The sequence below is a fragment of the Pseudoxanthobacter soli DSM 19599 genome, from assembly GCF_900148505.1.
Classification (GTDB): domain Bacteria; phylum Pseudomonadota; class Alphaproteobacteria; order Rhizobiales; family Segnochrobactraceae; genus Pseudoxanthobacter; species Pseudoxanthobacter soli.
In genome coordinates this window covers 141057-157453 of sequence record NZ_FRXO01000006.1, presented here as the reverse complement: position 1 = coordinate 157453, position 16397 = coordinate 141057, and the positions used below count along the sequence as shown (strand labels likewise).

The following is a 16397-nucleotide window of genomic DNA, read 5'->3' as shown; positions in this document are numbered from 1 at the left end:
GGCCGCAGAGGCCAAGGGCAATTTCGCCCCGCGAGACCCCGCCGAACCGGCGTTGCGGTTTCGTGGGGTTTTTTGCGTTTGGGTCCCTGCGCAGGTTTCGAATCCGGAGCGCGGTGCACGCACCATGAAAACGCCCCTTCGCATCGGCATCCTCTACTCGACGACGGGCCCTTACGGTGCCTTCGGCCGCGAGTGCCGCGACGGCGCCGAACTGGCCGCCGCCGAACTCGCCCGCGAGGGCGTGCCGGTGGAACTCGTCGTCGCCGACCCGCAGGGCGAGGCGGCGCGCTATGTGACGCTCGCCCGGGAACTGCTGCGCGAAAAAGGCTGCCGGCACATCGTCGGCACGGCGCTTTCGGCCGCGCGCAAGGACGTGACGCCGCTCGTCGAGAAGCACGACGCGCTGCTGTGGTACATCTGTCCCTACGAGGGTTTCGAGGCGAACGAGAACATCATCTATACCGGCGCTTGCCCCAATCAGCACCTGGTCCCGCTGTTCGACTACCTCATGCCGCGCCATGGCGGCCGGGTGTTCCTGCTCGGCGCGAACTATGTGTGGGGCTGGGAGATGAACCGCCTCGCCCGCGAACTGCTGGCAAGGGGCGGCGGCGAGGTCGTCGGCGAGCGCTTCCTGCCGATCGAGGAGACCGAGATCGGCCGCCTGATCGCCGAGATCCGTGCGCAACGGCCCTCGTTCATCCTGAACAATCTCATCGGCCCGTCGAGCTACGCCTTCCTGGCCGCCATGAACGAACTCGCCCGCGAGGATCCCGCGTTCCGCCCCGAAAACTGCCCCGTCGTGAGCTGCGACCTGACGGAATGCGAACTGGGCGAGATCGTCCCCGGCGCCGCCATCGGGCAGCTTGCGGCGGCGTGCTATTTCGACAGCCTCGACACGCCGGAAAACCGGGCCTTCAAGGCGGCGGCGATGGCGCGGTTCGGTGCCGACCGGCGCTTCTCCTCCTTCTTCTCCGGCGCCTATGCGGCCGTCCGGCTCTGCGCCGAGGCGATCCTGTCCGCCGGCACGGACGAGCCGTCCGACGTCCGCCAGGCCGTGTGCGGCAAGGTTCATCACACGGTGCAAGGTCCGATGCGGATCGACCCGCGCACCAATCACGCCGCCCTGCCCTTCCATCTCGGCCGCATCAACGGCGAGGGCGGCTTCGACGTGATCGCCTCCCGTCCGCCGATCGCCGCCGATCCCTACCTGACCGGCGCGCGCGACGTGCGCCCGTCGTCTCACCTGCGGGTCGTCTCATGAGCACGCCGAACTTCGTCGGCCTGAGCGCCGTCATCCTCCACCGCCCCGACGAGGGCGTCGACCGGCTCGCCCGCCAGCTCCGGCTGCTCGGGCTCAATGTCGAACGCCACTGGTCGCCGCTCGGCCAGGACGAGCCGTGCGATATCGTGCTGGTCGATGCCGATCAGGGCTGGAACGGCCTGCTGCCGTGGAATCCCGGCGAGGCGCGCGTGCCCGTGGTCGCCCTGCTCGGCTCCGAAGCCCCGGGCCGCATCGCCTGGGCGATCGAACAGGGCGCCGGCGCCATCATCACGAAGCCCGTCACCGCGGCCTCGATCTATCCGGCGCTTGTGCTGGCGATGCACGTGTTCGCCGAGCGCCGGGCGACCGGTGAGAAGCTCGCCGAACTCGCCGCGCGGCTGCGGCTGCGCGGCGTGGTGCTCCATGCCGTCGAGACGATCGCCCGGGCCTTCGAGATCGACGAGGAGGCTGCCTATCGCCGCCTTCGCCAGTCGGCGATGCGCCGCCGCATCACGCTGGAGCAGGCGGCCGTCGAACTCCTCGCGGGCGGGCATCGCCTGCCGGAGGTCGGCTGATGGCGGTCGGCGCTCTTCTCCGCGGGCTCGTCAGGCGCCCGGTGCTGTTCGCAGGCATCGTCGTCATCGGATGCGTGGTCGCGGCGGCGCTGTTCGCGCCGTGGCTCGCCCCCTACGCACCGGACAACCAGATGTTCGACGGGCTGTCGCTCGAAGGCGCGCCCCTGCCGCCGTCGCACCAGTTCTGGCTCGGCACCGACACCCTCGGCCGCGACCTGCTCTCGCGCCTCATCTACGGTGCGCGGACATCGCTGATGATCGGCGTCGTCGCCAACGGAACGGCGGTGCTGATCGGTCTCACCGTGGGCATCCTCGCCGGCTATTTCGGCGGCCTGCCCGGCGGGGTGCTGATGCGCTTCACCGACCTGATGACGGCTTTCCCCGCGCTGTTGCTCGCCATCGTGCTGGCGGCGCTGCTGAAGCCGAGCCTCTGGATCGTCGCCATGGTGATCGCGATGGTGAACTGGGTGCAGGTCGCGCGCATCGCCTACACCGAGACCCGCTCGCTGACAGAACGCGACTTCATCCTCGCCGAACGCGCCATGGGAGCGGGAAACCTGCGGGTGCTCGCGCTCCACATCCTGCCGCACCTGGTGCCGACCGCCATCGTGTGGGGCACCCTCGGCATCGCGACCACCGTGCTGCTGGAGGCGACGCTCTCGTTCCTCGGCATCGGCGTGCAGCCGCCGGAGCCGTCGTGGGGCAACATCGTGTTCGAAAGCCAGAGCTATTTCCAGTCGGCGCCGTGGCTCGTGTTCTTCCCCGGCCTCGCGATCCTGGCGACGGCGCTGTCCTTCAACCTCGTCGGCGACGCCCTGCGCGATCTGATCGACCCGACGCAGCGCGGGAGGGACTGACATGGTGGCCCTGTTCGCCCGCCGCCTCGTGCAGGCGATCCTCATCCTCGTCGGCGTCGCGGCCATCACATTCGTGCTGCTCTACGCGCTGCCGGCCGATCCGGCGGTGCTGCTCGCCGGGCGCAACGCCACGCCGACGACGGTGGCCAACATCCGCCATCAGCTCGGGCTCGACCGCCCGCTGATCGAGCAGTTCTGGACCTACCTCTCCAACCTCGCCCAGGGCGATCTCGGGCGCTCATTCAACCAGAAGACCGCCGTCGCGCCTCTGATCGCCGCACGTCTTCCCGCGACGCTGACGCTGATGGCGGCCGGCATCGCCATTGAGGTGGCGATCGGCCTCACGCTCGGCGTGATCGCCGCGCTGCGCCGCAACGGCGTGGTCGACCGCATGGTGATGACGCTGTCGTTCGTCGGCGTCTCGACGCCCCAGTTCCTGGTGGCGCTGCTGCTGCTCTACGTGTTCGCGGCAACGCTCGGCTGGTTCCCGATGTCGGGCTACGGCTCGCCGGCCCACCTGGTGCTTCCGGCCTTCACGCTCGGCATCCTCGGCGCCGGCTGGTATGCCCGCATCGTCCGCTCGGCGATGATCGACGTGCTCGGCCAGGACTATGTCCGCACCGCCCGCGCCAAGGGCCTGTCCGCCCGGCGCGTCGTGCTGCGCCATGCGCTGCCGAACGCCCTGCTCCCGGTAATCGCCATGATCGGCATCGATATCGGCCAGTTCATGGGCGGTACTGTGGTGGTCGAGGCGGTCTTCGGCTGGCCCGGCATCGGCCAGCTCGCCTGGCAGGCGATCCAGCAGGTCGACATTCCCATCATCATGGGCGTCACGCTGGTGTCCGCGCTCGCCATCGTCCTTGGAAACCTTGCCGCCGATCTGCTCGCGCCGCTGATCGATCCGCGCATCCGCGCCGCGTGAGCCCGTCCGCTTCATCCGCCACGAAACAAACAGAGGGTTAGACGCCATGCTGAAGACACTGCTGCGATCGACGGCCTTCGCGGCCGCCATCGCCTTCGCGCCGGCCGTGGGGCTGACGCTGTCCTCCGTCGCGCCGGCGATGGCGCAGGCGCAGGGCGGCGACATCATCGTCACCTACAAGGACGACATCGCCACCCTCGATCCCGCCATCGGCTACGACTGGCAGAACTGGTCGATCATCAAGAGCCTGTTCTCCCGCCTGATGGACTACAAGCCCGGCACGCCGGACCTGGTGCCCTCGCTCGCCGAGAGCTTCACCGTCTCGCCCGACGGTCTCACCTACACCTTCAAGCTGCGCGAGGGCGTGAAGTTCTCCAACGGCCGCGAAGTCGTGCCGGCCGACGTGAAGTACTCGATCGAGCGGGCCGTCGACCCCAAGACCCAGGGGCCGGGCGCCGGCTTCTTCGGTGCCATCGCCGGCTATGACGACTTCACCGCCGGCAAGGCGACCGGGCTTTCCGGCATCGAGACGCCGGATGCCGACACCGTCGTCTTCAAGCTCTCCCGGCCGGATGCCACCTTCCTCCACGTCCTCGCGATCAACTTCGCCTCGGTCGTGCCGAAGGAAGCCGTCGAGGCGGCGAACGGCGACTTCGGCAAGAAGCCGGTCGGCTCCGGCACCTTCACGCTGAAGGACTGGACCATCGGCCAGAAGCTCGTGTTTGAGCGCAACCCCGACTATTTCGAGAAGGGCGTGCCGCGCATCAACAGCTTCACCATCGAGGTCGGCCAGGAGCCGCTGGTGGCGCTGCTGCGTCTGCAGAAGGGCGAGGTCGACATCGCCGGCGACGGCGTTCCCCCGGCCAAGTTCCTGGAGATGACCAAGTCTCCGGACGCCGCCGAGGAGATCGTCGACGGCCAGCAGTTGCAGACCGGCTACGTCACCCTCAACACGAAGATCAAGCCGCTCGACGACGTGAAGGTCCGTCAGGCGCTGAACATGGCGATCAACAAGGACCGCATCGTCCGCATCGTCAACGGCCGCGCCACGCCGGCCAACCAGCCGCTGCCGCCGCTGATGCCGGGCTACGACACCGCCTACAAGGGCTATGCCTACGATCCCGCCAAGGCGAAGGAGCTTCTGAAGGAAGCCGGCTATCCGGATGGCTTCTCCACGGTGCTCTACTCCACCAACACCGATCCGCAGCCGCGCATCGCCCAGGCGATCCAGCAGGATCTCGCCGCCGTCGGCGTGAAGGCGGAGATCAAGGCACTGGCGCAGTCGAACGTCATCGCCGCCGGCGGCACGGAGGGTGAAGCGCCGATGATCTGGTCCGGCGGCATGGCCTGGATCGCCGACTTCCCGGATCCGTCGAACTTCTACGGCCCGATCCTCGGCTGCGCCGGCGCCGTCCAGGGCGGCTGGAACTGGGCGTGGTACTGCAACGAGGACCTGCAGAAGCGGGCTGTTGCCGCCGATTCCATGTCCGACCCGTCGAAGTCGGCCGAGCGTATCGAGGCCTGGAAGAAGATCTTCATCGACGCGATGGCCGATGCCCCGTGGATCCCGATCTTCAACGAGCGCCGTATCGTGGCGAAGTCGAAGCGGATGGGCGGCGCGGCGAACATCTATGTCGACCCGACCCGCGTCATCAACTACGACGCGATCTATGTGAAGGACTGACGACGCGAAGGACTGACGGCCGGTCGCGCGCCGCAGCCTGAAGGCCGCGGCGACGCTTTCCGACCCCCTGCCGCGAGGCCGCCTGCGGGCGCCCCGCGGCACGCGGCCCCCGCGGACCGCGATCCCGGCCGGCCCCGCCGGCCGGCCCGTGCTCCAGCCGAAAGAACACGACCATGTGCGTGGCCTGCAACCACACGATCCACCGCGCCAGCCAGCATTTCGGCTGGAACCGTGACTTCACCCCCGTTCTGACCGCCCGCCCCGGCGAGACGATCCACTTCGAGTGCGCCGATTCCTCCGCCGGCCAACTCGGCGAGGGCTCGACGGTGGAGAGCGTGAAGACGCTCGATTTCGGCAAGATCAACCCGGTCACCGGTCCGGTGTTCGTCGATGGCGCCGAGCCGGGCGACGCGCTGAAGGTGACGATCCGCAAGTTCGTTCCCTCCGGAATCGGCTGGACGGCGAACATCCCGGGCTTCGGCCTCCTCGCCGACCAGTTCACCGACCCGGCGCTTCATGTGTGGAAATATGACGCCGCCTCGATGGCGCCGGCGCTCTACGGCCCCGGTGGCCGGGTGCCGCTGAAGCCGTTCGCAGGCACCATCGGCGTGGCGCCGGCCGAACCGGGCCTGCATTCGATCGTTCCGCCGCGCCGCGTCGGCGGCAATCTCGACATCCGCGACATCACCGAGGGCGTGACGCTCTATCTTCCCGTCGAGGTGCCCGGCGCGCTGTTCTCGATCGGCGACACTCACGCCGCCCAGGGCGACGGCGAGGTGTGCGGCACCGCCATCGAGAGCCGGATGGACGTCGAGGCGACCATCGAGCTCGTCAAGGGCGCGCGGCTCGAAAGCCCGCGCTTCACCACGCCCGGCCCGGTGACGCGCCATCTCGACGCCGCCGGCTACGAGGTGACCACCGGCATCGGCCCCGATCTGATGACCGGCGCGCGGGAAGCGGTGAAGCGCATGATCGACCTTCTGGCGGCCGAGCACGGCCTCTCCCCGGTCGATGCCTACATGCTCTGCTCGGTCTGCGGCGACCTGCGCATCAGCGAGATCGTCGACATGCCGAACTGGGTGGTGTCGTTCTATTTCCCGCGGATCGTGTTTTCGTGACGGCGCCGGTCCTCTCCGTCGAGCGGCTCTCGGTCGACGCGCGCACGCCGGCCGGCGCGCGCCGCGTGCTGAACGAAGTCAGCTTCGATCTCATGCCGGGCGAGACGCTGTGTCTCGCCGGTGAATCGGGCTCGGGCAAGTCGGTCACGTCGCTCGCGGTGATGGGGCTGCTGCCCAAGACGTCGTTGCGCATCGCCTCCGGCGCGATCCGCCTCGACGGTCGGGACCTGACGCAGCTTTCCGACCGCGCGATGCGTCGCGTGCGCGGCGGCGACGTCGCGATGATCTTCCAGGAGCCGATGACCTCGCTCAATCCGGTCATCACGGTCGGCGATCAGCTCGTCGAGGCGATCCGCGCCCATCAGGGCGCGGAGAATGCCAGGGCGCGGGCCCGCGACATGCTGGACGCGGTGCGGATCGTCGATCCGGCCCGCCGGCTGGCGCAATATCCCCACGAGCTTTCCGGCGGCATGCGCCAGCGCGTGATGATCGCGATGGCGTTGTCGTGCCGCCCGAAGGTGCTGATCGCCGACGAGCCGACCACCGCGCTCGACGTGACGGTGCAGGCGCAGATCCTGACGCTGATGCGCGAATTGAAGGGCGAGTTCGGCACCTCCATCGTGCTGATCACCCACGACATGGGCGTGGTGGCCGAGATGGCCGACCGCGTGGCCATCATGCAGGCCGGCCGCATCGTCGAGGCGGCGGACGTGGTGCCGCTGTTTACCGCCCCGCGTGAGGACTACACCAAGGCGCTTCTCGCCGCGGTGCCGCGTCTCGGTGCGCGCACCGGCGAAGACGGCCCGCCGCGCGTCACCGTCGTTTCGCCGCCCACGCCTGCGCTGGCGGAGGGGCCGGTCCTGTTCGTGCGCGACCTTGCCGTGACCTATGGCGGCGCGCGCAACTGGCTCGGCCTCCGGTCCGGCGGCCACCGCGCGGTCGAGGGTGTTTCCTTCGAACTGCGGCGCGGCCGGACCCTTGGCCTCGTCGGCGAGAGCGGTTCGGGCAAGTCGACCACCGGAAAGGCCGTGCTCGGGCTCATTCCGTTCTCCGGCGAGGTCGCGCTCGATGGCATCGGCATCGCCGGCCTGTCGCCGCGGGCGATGCGGCCGGTGCGCCGCAAGGCCCAGATGATCTTCCAGGATCCCTATGCCTCGCTCGACCCGCGCATGTCGGTCGGCGCGGCGATCGCGGAACCCCTCGCGATCCACGGCATCGGCACCCGCGAGGATCGCCGGGAGCGGGCGGCCGAGCTGCTGCGCCGCGTCGGCCTCTCGCCGGATCATGCGAGCCGCTATCCCCACGAGTTCTCCGGCGGCCAGCGGCAGCGCATCTGCATCGCCCGCGCGCTCGCGCTCGAACCGAAGCTGATCGTCGCCGACGAGAGCGTCGCCGCTCTCGACGTTTCGGTGCGCGCGCGCGTGCTCGACCTGATGCTCGAGCTGCAGGAGACGATGGGCCTCGCCTATCTGTTCATCTCCCACGACATGGCCGTGATCGAGCGCATGTGCCACGACGTGGCGGTGATGCGCGGCGGCCGCATCGTCGAGGCGGGCAGCCGCCGCGCGGTGTTCGAGGCGCCCGCCGAGGACTATACCCGCGAGCTGATGGCCGCGGTGCCGCTGCCCGATCCCACCCGGCGCTTCGCCGCGCCTGTCGTGGCGGCGAACGAGGCCTCGGGGATCGCGCGGCAGCGGACGCTGGGCATCGGCGGCCACTGAAGGGCCGTCAACCGGGCAGCGGCGGCATCGCGCCGCCGCCCAATCACGCCCGGGTGTCGCGCAGGACCACGTAGATCGCCGGGATCACCAGCACCGTCAGCAGCGTCGACGAGGCCAGCCCGAACAGCAGCGAGATCGCGAGCCCCTGGAAGATCGGGTCGGACAGGATCGTCGCCGCGCCGATCATCGCCGCGAGCGCCGTCAGCAGGATGGGCTTGAAGCGCACCGCACCGGCTTCGATGACGACGTCATGCAGTGTCCGCCCTGCCCCGCCACCGTGGCGGATGAAGTCCACCAGCAGGATGGAATTGCGCACGATGATGCCGGCGAGCGCGATGAAGCCGATCATCGAGGTCGCGGTGAACGCGGCGTGGAACGCCCAGTGGCCGAGCAGGATGCCGACCAGGGTGAGCGGCACCGGCACGAGGATGACCAGCGGCAGCTTGAACGAGCCGAACTGCGCCACCACCAGTACATAGATGCCAACGAGCGCCACCATGAACGCGCCGCCCATGTCGCGGAACGTGACCCAGGTCACCTCCCATTCGCCGTCCCACAGCAATGTCGGCACGGATTCGTCCGCCGGCTGGCCATGCAGCGCGATCTTCGGTTTCGGCAGGCTGCCCCAGTCGTGGGCCTCGATGCGGTTGTCGACCTCGATCATGCCGTAGACCGGCGCTTCGAAGGCACCGGCGAGCTCGGCCTGCACCATGTCCGTGAAGCGGCCGTCCCGGCGGTAGATGTTCGGCGAGCCCTGCTCGACGGTTGCGCGCACGACGTCACCCAGTTGCACCACCGAGCGGTTGCCCGGCTGAGCGTTCGCCGCGACCGGGGTCGAGGCCAGCCGCTCGTTCCAGACGAGATCGTTCTTCGGCAGCCTGACGACGATCTCGATCGGGTCGCGGCCGTCGCCGCGATGCGAGTAGCCGACCGGCAGTCCGCCGACGAGCGCGCGGATGGTGTCGTAGACGTCGGATTGCTCGACGCCGAAGAACTCCAGCCGGTCCTGATCGATCTCCAGCCGCAGCCGCGGGCGCGGGTCGCCGATGGAATCGTCGATGTCGACGATGAACGGCACCTCGTGGAAGATTTTCTTCACCTCCGCCGCCACCGCGCGGCGGGTGGCGGGATCGGGACCGTAGATCTCGGCGATCAGCGTCGCCATCACCGGCGGGCCGGGCGGAACCTCGACCACCTTCAGGCTTGCGCCGTCCGGCAGTTTCAGGGTCTTCAGAAGCCGCTCGCGCAGATCGAGCGCGACCTGGTGACTCGGCCGCGCACGCTCGGCCTTGGGGGCCAGCGTCAGGGCGAGTTCGCCGAGTTCCGGCGACTGGCGGAAATAGGCGTGACGCACCAGACCGTTGAAGTTGAACGGCGCGGGCGTGCCGGCATAGAGGTCGATCGCGCGCGTTTCCGGCAGCGTTCCGGCGACGGCCGCCGCCTCGGTCAGGAAACGTTCCGTATCCTCCAGGCTCGCCCCTTCCGGCAGGTCCAGCGTGACGCTCAACTCGGACTTGTTGTCGAACGGCAGCAGCTTCACCGTGACGTCGCGGGTGTAGAACAGCGCCATCGAGGCGACCGTGGCGATGCCGACGAGGGCGAGAAAGGTCCACGCCCGCGTCCGCGTCTTCAGCAGCGGCTCCGCGACATGGCGATAGAGCCGGCCGAGCCGGCCCTCGTCATGGCCATGGGCGCCGGCTCCCCCGGCAGCGCCCGCTGCCTTCTTCGGCGCGAGCTTCAGCATCAGCCACGGCGCGACCGTCATCGCCACGAAGAACGAGAACACCATGGCCGCCGAGGCATTCACCGGAATGGGCGCCATGTACGGCCCCATCATGCCGGAAACGAACAGCATCGGCAGCAGGGCGGCGATGACGGTGAGGGTGGCGACGACGGTGGGATTGCCCACCTCCGCCACGGCTTCCACGGCCGCGGTCACGCGGTTGCGCCCGTCGCGCATGCCCCAGTGGCGGGCGATGTTCTCCACCACGACGATGGCGTCGTCGACGAGGATGCCGATCGAGAAGATCAGCGCGAACAGGCTGACGCGGTTGATGGTGTATCCCATGATCAGGGCCGCGAACAGCGTCAGCAGGATCGTCGTCGGGATCACCACCAGCGTGACGGAGGCCTCGCGCCATCCGATGGCGACCGCGATCAGGATGACGATGGAAACCGTCGCGAGCGCGAGGTGGAACAGGAGTTCGTTCGCCTTCTCGTTAGCCGTGTCGCCGTAGTCGCGCGACACCGAGACGGTGATGTCGTCGGGGATCAGGCGGCCCTTCAGGCTCTCGACGCGATCGCGCAGCGCCTCTGCCACCACGACGGCATTGGCCCCGGCGCGCTTGGCGATGGCCACGCTGACGGCCGGTGCCGTGAGCCACTGGCCATCTTTGTCGCGCGCGATGCGCTGCACGCGGCTGTCGTCCGGCGCGGGCGCGGCGACGACGGTGGCGAGATCGCGCACATAGACCGGCCGGCCGTCGCGCGTCGTGACGAGAAGGAGGCCGATATCGGGCACGCCCGACAGCGTCTGGCCGGCGACGAGCGTGCGCGTCTGGCCAGTATCGCGAACGGGGCCGGCGACGAACGAGCGGTTGGCGCCCTGGATCTTGGCGAGCAGTTGCTGGAGCGTGACACCGTAGAGCGCCAGTTTCTCCGGGTCCGGCTCCACGCGGATTTCGGGCGCCCGCCCGCCGGCCACGAAGCTGAGGCCGGCATTGTCGACCTTGGCGAGTTCCGATTTCAGTTCGTCGGCAAGCTGATAGAGGGCGGCATCGTTCCAGTGGTCCGCGGCGTCTGCCTTCGGCGACAGCGTGAACACCACGATCGGGACGTCGTTGATGCCGCGCCCCACGATCAGCGGCTCGGGAATGCCGAGCGGCAGCCGGTCGATATTGGCGCGGATCTTCTCGTGGACGCGCAGGATCGCGTCGTCGGCATTGGTGCCGACATCGAACCGGGCGGTGACCATGACCTTGTCGTCGACCGTCTGGCTGTAGACGTGCTCGACATTGTCGATGGCCTTGACGATGGTCTCGAGCGGCTTCGTCACGAGTTCCACGGCATCGGCCGCCTTGAGGCCGTCAGCCTGGACGACGATGTCGACCATCGGCACCGAGATCTGCGGCTCCTCCTCCCGCGGGATCGCCATGAGTGCCAGGAGCCCCATCGCGAGCGACGCCAGCAGGAACAGCGGCGTCAGCGGCGAGCGGATCGTCGCGCGGGTGAGGTGGCCGGAGAGACCGAGCGGGCGGGTGGGCGCGATCGGCTCCGGCCCGCGCGGTGTGTCGTTGGGAGCGGTCACGGCGTCACCACCACGTCGCCGGCCTGGAGGCCGGACAGGATCTCGATGCCATCGGGAAGGCCGGGGCGCGGCAGGGGACGTCCGGGCTGAACGGGCACGCTCATCGCGGTGCCGTCGGGCGTCCGCACGGTGAGATAATCGATGCCGAAACGCGTGGTCAGCGCGCCGGCCGGCACCACGAACGCCGGGCGCTGGTCGCCGGGCACCCAGACGCGCACGCGCTCGCCGACGAAATAGTCGCCGAGCCCGTCGACAGCCGCATCCGCGATGACGCGGCCATCCTCGACCTGGGGATAGATCAGCGTGATGCGGCCGGACGCGGCGACGTGTTCGCCGAGGTCGGCGCCGTCGATACGAACCTGGTCGCCCACGTTCAGCGTGTGGGCGTGGGTTTCCGGCAGGCGAAGACGCAGCACATAGTTGCCCTCGGCGACCGTCGCCACCGCCTCTCCGGCCAGCAGCACGGAGCCGACGGTGACGGGTACCGTCAGCACCCGGCCAGTGGCAGGTGCCCGGATCTGGCCTTCCGCCTGCTGCTGCGCCACGACGGCGCGCTCCGCCGTGCGTGCCGCGAGGGTCGTGGCGGCGACATCGACGGCCGTGCGGGCGGCATCCTGCTGGGCCTGCGAAACCGTGCCGCTCTGGCGCAGGCGCTCCATGCGGCCCTGGTCGAGCTGCGCCTTGTCGAGCGCCGCCTTGGCCCCCTCGATCTGGGCGTCGAGCGCGTCGAGCTGCAGGGCGAGCTTGTCGTCGGTGACGGTGGCGATCACCTCGCCCTCGCGAACCATGTCGCCCCGGTTGACCTTGAGCGCCGTCACCGTGCCGCCGATCCGCGCACGGGCCGGCACGACGTTGGAACTTTCGACCGTGGCAAACACGGCCTTCGGATCGTTGACCATCACCGGCGCGACCGCCATGTCGGCGGCCGTCGCCACGTTCGTCCAGGCCGTCAGTCCGAGGGACGCGACGGCGAGCGGCGCCAGCACCAGAGCGGGCGCGAACCGGCAACGCCCGCGAACCGGCGGGGCCGCCGCACGGATTTGGTGGTCGTCGAGAAGCGTCATGTCACGGGTCCTTCCGCGGGGACACCAGGGGTTCCCGGCCGTCGCCGGTTTCCAGGCAGAAACGGGTCCGAACCGCCTCCAGCACGGCGGCCGCAGCCGGGCTGGCGAGACGGTAGTGAATAGTCTTTCCCTCGCGGCGGCCGGCGACCAGCCCATCGTGACGCAGCAGCGCCAGATGCTGGGAGACGACGGCCTCGCGGCAACCGATCTCGGCGGCCAGTTCGCCGACCGGCCGCTCGCCTTCCGCAAGCCGGCAGAGGATCAGCAGGCGATGCGGGTTCGCGAGCGCCCGCAGCAGCGCCACGGCCTCGTCGGCACGACCGGAAAGGGTGTGACCGTTTAATTTCATAATTGCGTATATACGAGAATTATGGATATGATCAAGCCCGGAATGGCAATGCGGCACAAGCAATCCGGGTGATCGTTCACAGCCATCGTTTCCCGGCCGGCCGCCCTTGCCCTCAAGAGGAACTCCGCCATGACCATAGACCGCGCCGTCCTACTGTTCGCCGGCTTCATGATCCTCGTCAGTCTCGGCCTCGCCTGGGCCTTCAGCCCGTGGTGGTTGCTGCTCGCCGCGTTCGTCGGCCTCAACCTGATGCAGGCGTCGCTGACCGGCTTCTGCCCGCTGGCGATCATCCTGAAGAAGCTCGGCGTGAAGCCCGGTGCCGCGTTCGGCTGAGCCGGATCCGGCCGAGACGGAAAGGCCTTGCAGAAAATTCCGTGCGGAGGCGGAATAAAGCCGCGCGCCCGGTGTCGATCCTCATGACGACATCACCGGAACGGGCGCGAGGCTTTCGATGCAACAAGACAGATATCGGCTGTGGCCGCCGGGCCCCCGCCTCGTCGGCGGCGTTCTTGCCGCCGCGGGTGTCGCCGGCGTGCTCACCGTCGGCCTCGCGTTCGCCGGGGGCTTCCTCTCGCCCGGCCGCCTGACGCAGGCGCGCCTCATCGATACCTTCGAGAGCCTCAACGGCGTTCATCCGGGCTTCCGGCGAAACCACGCCAAGGGCGTCTGCATCGCCGGTGCCTTCGAGGCGAACGGCGCCGGAACGCGGCTTTCCAGCGCATCGGTGTTCCGCAGCGGCACGACACCGGTGACGGGCCGGTTCGCCGTGGCGGTCGGCAGACCCTTCGTGCCGGACAGCGAGACGGAGGTGCGCAGCCTCGCCCTCGCGTTCCACCTCCCCGGCGGCGAGGAATGGCGCACGGGCATGAACGACATCCCGGTCTTCCCGGTGCGCACGCCGGCGGGATTCGAGGAGCAACTGCTTGCCTCCCGGCCCGACCCAGCGACCGGAAAGCCGGACCCGGCGGCACTGAAGGCGTTCTTCGGCGCGCATCCGGAGGCCGCGGAGGCGGTGCAGCGCATCAAGGCCCGGCCGTTCTCCGACGGGTTCGCGAATGCGAGCTATAACAGCCTCGACGCGTTCCGTTTCGTGAACGCCGCCGGAACCTCGACGCCGGTGCGCTGGTCGATGGTGGCGAAGGACCCCTTCGTGCCGGCCGCGCCGCGCGCCGCACCCACCGGCGACGACCGGAACTATCTGTTCGATGCGCTGGCGGCGCGGATCGCGAAGGGTCCCGTGCGGTGGCATCTGATGGTGACGGTCGGCCAGCCCGGCGATCCCACCGGCGATGCGACGCAGCCCTGGCCGGACGATCGCGAACACGTCGACGTCGGCACGCTGGTCATCGACCACATCGAGGCCGAAGGACCCGGCAACTGCCGCGACGTCAATTTCGATCCGCTCGTGCTGCCGTCCGGAATTGCGCCCTCGGACGATCCCCTGCTCAGCGCCCGTTCGGCCGCCTACTCGACCTCGTTCACCCGCCGGGCAGGCGAGGCGAAGACGCCGAGCGAAGTGCAGTTTCCAGACCACCGGAGCGGGACATGACCATGATCGAGCAAACCCCGACACCGCCGCGCTTTCCGGTGCTCTCCCGCGTTCTGCACTGGCTGATGGCCGTGATTATCATCGCGATGCTGTTCATCGGCATCGGCATGGTGGCTTCCGTCGCGGATTATCACTGGCTCCTGTCCGTTCACCGGCCGCTCGGCATCGCCATCCTCGTGCTCGCGGCGGTCAGGCTGGCGAACCGGCGGCTCAATCCGCCGCCCCCACTGCCGGGCGACATGCCTGCGCTGCTGCGGTTCGCCGCCCACAGCTCCCACATCCTGCTCTACGGGCTGATGTTCGCCGTGCCTCTTGTCGGGTGGGGAATGCTGTCTGCGGCGCGCTATCCCGTGGTGATGTACGGCGCGTTTGTGCTGCCGCCGATCCTGCCGCAGAATGACATGTTGTTCGCGTGGCTGCGAACCGGACACACGGTGCTCGCTGCGGTGCTTTTCCTCACCCTCCTCGCCCATATCGGCGCCGCGCTCCTGCATGGCCTCGTGTTCCGCGACGGGGTGTTCGCCAGCATGGCGCCCGTGCCGCTCGCAAGTCATACCGCGCGCCGTTCGAAGGCCGGGCCGGCGCAGGGATAGACCTCCGGCGCGGGAAAGCGCGATGATGCCGTCATGACAACGGATATGCTGCGCCAGATCGAGCCGCTCATCCCGGCGCTTCGCCGCTATGCGCGCGCGCTCGTGCGCAACCGCGCGGAGGCCGACGATCTGGTGCAGGACTGCCTGGAACGGGCGATCCGCAACTGGCACCGGCGGCGCGACGGGACCGAGCCGCGCGCCTGGCTCTTCACCATCCTGCACAACCTCGCCATCAACGGCATGAGGCAGGCCGCGCGGCGGCGCAGCGTTCCGGTCGAGGACGCCGGCGAGATCGACGTCGCCCATCCTGCGACCCAGGAAAGCGGCCTGCACTATCGCGACGTGATGACGGCCTTGTCCCGCCTTCCCGAGGACCAGCGCGCGGTGATTCTGCTGGTGGCGGTGGAGGATCTTTCCTATGCGGAGACGGCGGGCGTTCTGGGCGTGCCCATCGGAACGGTGATGTCGCGCCTGTCGCGGGCGCGCCAGCGGCTGCATCTGGCCTTGTCCGAAGACATGCAGGGAAGCCCGCGGGAGACGGGCGCAGCCACCCTGCGGAGAGTGAAATGACGCCGGGACCGATCACGGAAGACGACCTCAACGGCTATGTGGACGATGCCCTCCCGCCCGAGCGGCGCGCCGAGGTGTTCCGCCATCTGGAGGATAACCCCGATGCCGCCGCCCGCGTCGCGGCCTTCCGCGCGGAACGCGACCTGCTGCGCGCCGCGCTCGCGCCGATCGCTGCCGAACCCCTGCCGCGGGAACTGGACCTTGCCAGCATTGCGGCGGCGAGCCCGCGTGCGGCTCCTTGGCTCCGGTGGCCGGCTGCCGCCGCGGCCGTTCTCCTGCTCGGATGCGGCTTTTCCGGGGGCTGGATGTTGCGCGGCATGGGTGCGGCACAGGGTGAAGGCCTCTCCGCCCTCGGGCAGGAAGCGGTCATGAGCTATGCTGTCTATGCTCCGGACCGGACGCGCCCCGTCGAGATCGGCGCCGACGACCGCACCGCCCTGGCGGCGTGGGCCTCGAACCGCCTGGGCCGGCCGGTCGCCATTCCCGACCTCGCGGCTGCCGGATATCGCTTCATGGGCGGGCGCATCGTCGCGACGGAGCACGGCCCCGCGGCGCTCTTCATGTACGACGACGACAAGGGGACCCGCCTCGTGGTGCTCGCGCGCCCGATGGCGACGGATGGCGACACGCCGATGACGACCGCGAAGGCGGACAACGGCGTCAATGGCTACAGCTGGTCGGATGACGGCCTCGGCTACAGCCTCGTCGGGGACGCCGCGCCGGACGCGCTGCACCCGCTCGCCAACGAGGCCCGCCGCCAGATCCGCAGCGACGCGTGAGCCCCGGGCAATTCGCGGCGGGCGGTCCGGCCGCCCCACGACCGGGGC

15 protein-coding genes are annotated in these 16397 nt (G+C 69.3%); 12 read left to right on the top strand and 3 right to left on the bottom strand.

Annotation, left to right across the window (positions count from 1 at the left end):
- The first annotated feature begins 124 nt into the window (after positions 1-124).
- From BUF17_RS15525 to BUF17_RS15495, 7 genes are all read left to right on the top strand, one after another.
- Positions 125-1261 carry a transporter substrate-binding domain-containing protein gene (locus BUF17_RS15525; RefSeq protein ID WP_073630316.1) on the top strand — a complete coding sequence of 379 codons (1137 nt, stop codon included), beginning with the start codon at positions 125-127 and terminating at the stop codon, positions 1259-1261.
- Entirely contained in the window at positions 1258-1836 is a 579-nt protein-coding gene (locus BUF17_RS15520) for an ANTAR domain-containing response regulator (protein WP_073630314.1), read from the top strand. Before BUF17_RS15525 ends, BUF17_RS15520 begins: the two co-directional genes overlap by 4 nt.
- The gene (locus BUF17_RS15515) at positions 1836-2693 is read left to right on the top strand and encodes an ABC transporter permease (protein ID WP_073630312.1); all 858 of its coding nucleotides are present in this window, start codon (positions 1836-1838) and stop codon (positions 2691-2693) included. Before BUF17_RS15520 ends, BUF17_RS15515 begins: the two co-directional genes overlap by 1 nt.
- Position 2694: 1 nt before the next feature.
- Complete coding sequence (locus BUF17_RS15510) at positions 2695-3615, top strand: ABC transporter permease (RefSeq protein WP_073630310.1); 921 nt, start codon at positions 2695-2697, stop codon at positions 3613-3615.
- Positions 3616-3661: 46 nt separating this feature from the next.
- Positions 3662-5299, top strand: a complete 1638-nt coding sequence (locus BUF17_RS15505; protein ID WP_084564744.1) for an ABC transporter substrate-binding protein — start codon at positions 3662-3664, stop codon at positions 5297-5299.
- A gap of 173 nt (positions 5300-5472) precedes the next feature.
- Positions 5473-6417 (top strand): acetamidase/formamidase family protein, encoded by a 945-nt coding sequence (locus BUF17_RS15500; protein ID WP_073630308.1) that lies wholly within the window; start codon positions 5473-5475, stop codon positions 6415-6417.
- Positions 6414-8138, top strand: a complete 1725-nt coding sequence (locus BUF17_RS15495) for an ABC transporter ATP-binding protein (RefSeq protein ID WP_084564742.1) — start codon at positions 6414-6416, stop codon at positions 8136-8138. The genes BUF17_RS15500 and BUF17_RS15495 overlap by 4 nt, the downstream gene beginning before the upstream one ends.
- Positions 8139-8181: 43 nt before the next feature.
- On the opposite strand, the gene BUF17_RS15490 is transcribed toward BUF17_RS15495, so the two are convergent.
- From BUF17_RS15490 to BUF17_RS15480, 3 genes are read right to left on the bottom strand one after another with little or no spacing between them, the layout of a single operon-like run.
- Positions 8182-11445, bottom strand: coding sequence for an efflux RND transporter permease subunit (locus tag BUF17_RS15490; protein ID WP_244530908.1), 3264 nt, complete (start codon positions 11443-11445; stop codon positions 8182-8184).
- A complete protein-coding gene (locus BUF17_RS15485; protein ID WP_084564740.1) occupies positions 11442-12509 on the bottom strand; it encodes an efflux RND transporter periplasmic adaptor subunit in 1068 nt (355 codons plus the stop codon). The genes BUF17_RS15490 and BUF17_RS15485 overlap by 4 nt, the downstream gene beginning before the upstream one ends.
- A gap of 1 nt (position 12510) precedes the next feature.
- Positions 12511-12858: an ArsR/SmtB family transcription factor gene (locus tag BUF17_RS15480; RefSeq protein WP_073630306.1), complete on the bottom strand. Its 348-nt coding sequence runs from the start codon at positions 12856-12858 to the stop codon at positions 12511-12513.
- 129 nt (positions 12859-12987) lie between these two features.
- On the opposite strand from BUF17_RS15480, the gene BUF17_RS15475 reads away from it, so the two are divergent.
- The 5 genes from BUF17_RS15475 (at position 12988) to BUF17_RS15455 (ending at position 16349) form a co-directional block, all read left to right on the top strand.
- Positions 12988-13191, top strand: a complete 204-nt coding sequence (locus tag BUF17_RS15475) for a YgaP family membrane protein (protein ID WP_073630304.1) — start codon at positions 12988-12990, stop codon at positions 13189-13191.
- Positions 13192-13309: 118 nt separating this feature from the next.
- On the top strand, positions 13310-14407 hold the full coding sequence (locus tag BUF17_RS15470) for a catalase family peroxidase (RefSeq protein ID WP_073630302.1): 1098 nt from the start codon (positions 13310-13312) through the stop codon (positions 14405-14407).
- On the top strand, positions 14404-15000 hold the full coding sequence (locus BUF17_RS15465) for a cytochrome b (RefSeq protein ID WP_073630300.1): 597 nt from the start codon (positions 14404-14406) through the stop codon (positions 14998-15000). The genes BUF17_RS15470 and BUF17_RS15465 overlap by 4 nt, the downstream gene beginning before the upstream one ends.
- A 33-nt stretch (positions 15001-15033) precedes the next feature.
- On the top strand, positions 15034-15570 hold the full coding sequence (locus BUF17_RS15460) for an RNA polymerase sigma factor (RefSeq protein WP_244530907.1): 537 nt from the start codon (positions 15034-15036) through the stop codon (positions 15568-15570).
- Positions 15567-16349: an anti-sigma factor family protein gene (locus BUF17_RS15455; protein WP_073630296.1), complete on the top strand. Its 783-nt coding sequence runs from the start codon at positions 15567-15569 to the stop codon at positions 16347-16349. Before BUF17_RS15460 ends, BUF17_RS15455 begins: the two co-directional genes overlap by 4 nt.
- The last annotated feature ends 48 nt before the right edge of the window (positions 16350-16397 follow it).

Coding starts and splice junctions, on each gene's coding strand:
- BUF17_RS15525 (WP_073630316.1), top strand. CDS start 125: ATGAAAACGCCCCTTCGCATCGGCATCCTCTACTCGACGACGGGCCCT.
- BUF17_RS15520 (WP_073630314.1), top strand. CDS start 1,258: ATGAGCACGCCGAACTTCGTCGGCCTGAGCGCCGTCATCCTCCACCGC.
- BUF17_RS15515 (WP_073630312.1), top strand. CDS start 1,836: ATGGCGGTCGGCGCTCTTCTCCGCGGGCTCGTCAGGCGCCCGGTGCTG.
- BUF17_RS15510 (WP_073630310.1), top strand. CDS start 2,695: ATGGTGGCCCTGTTCGCCCGCCGCCTCGTGCAGGCGATCCTCATCCTC.
- BUF17_RS15505 (WP_084564744.1), top strand. CDS start 3,662: ATGCTGAAGACACTGCTGCGATCGACGGCCTTCGCGGCCGCCATCGCC.
- BUF17_RS15500 (WP_073630308.1), top strand. CDS start 5,473: ATGTGCGTGGCCTGCAACCACACGATCCACCGCGCCAGCCAGCATTTC.
- BUF17_RS15485 (WP_084564740.1), bottom strand. CDS start 12,509: ATGACGCTTCTCGACGACCACCAAATCCGTGCGGCGGCCCCGCCGGTT.
- BUF17_RS15480 (WP_073630306.1), bottom strand. CDS start 12,858: ATGAAATTAAACGGTCACACCCTTTCCGGTCGTGCCGACGAGGCCGTG.
- BUF17_RS15475 (WP_073630304.1), top strand. CDS start 12,988: ATGACCATAGACCGCGCCGTCCTACTGTTCGCCGGCTTCATGATCCTC.
- BUF17_RS15470 (WP_073630302.1), top strand. CDS start 13,310: ATGCAACAAGACAGATATCGGCTGTGGCCGCCGGGCCCCCGCCTCGTC.
- BUF17_RS15465 (WP_073630300.1), top strand. CDS start 14,404: ATGACCATGATCGAGCAAACCCCGACACCGCCGCGCTTTCCGGTGCTC.
- BUF17_RS15460 (WP_244530907.1), top strand. CDS start 15,034: ATGACAACGGATATGCTGCGCCAGATCGAGCCGCTCATCCCGGCGCTT.
- BUF17_RS15455 (WP_073630296.1), top strand. CDS start 15,567: ATGACGCCGGGACCGATCACGGAAGACGACCTCAACGGCTATGTGGAC.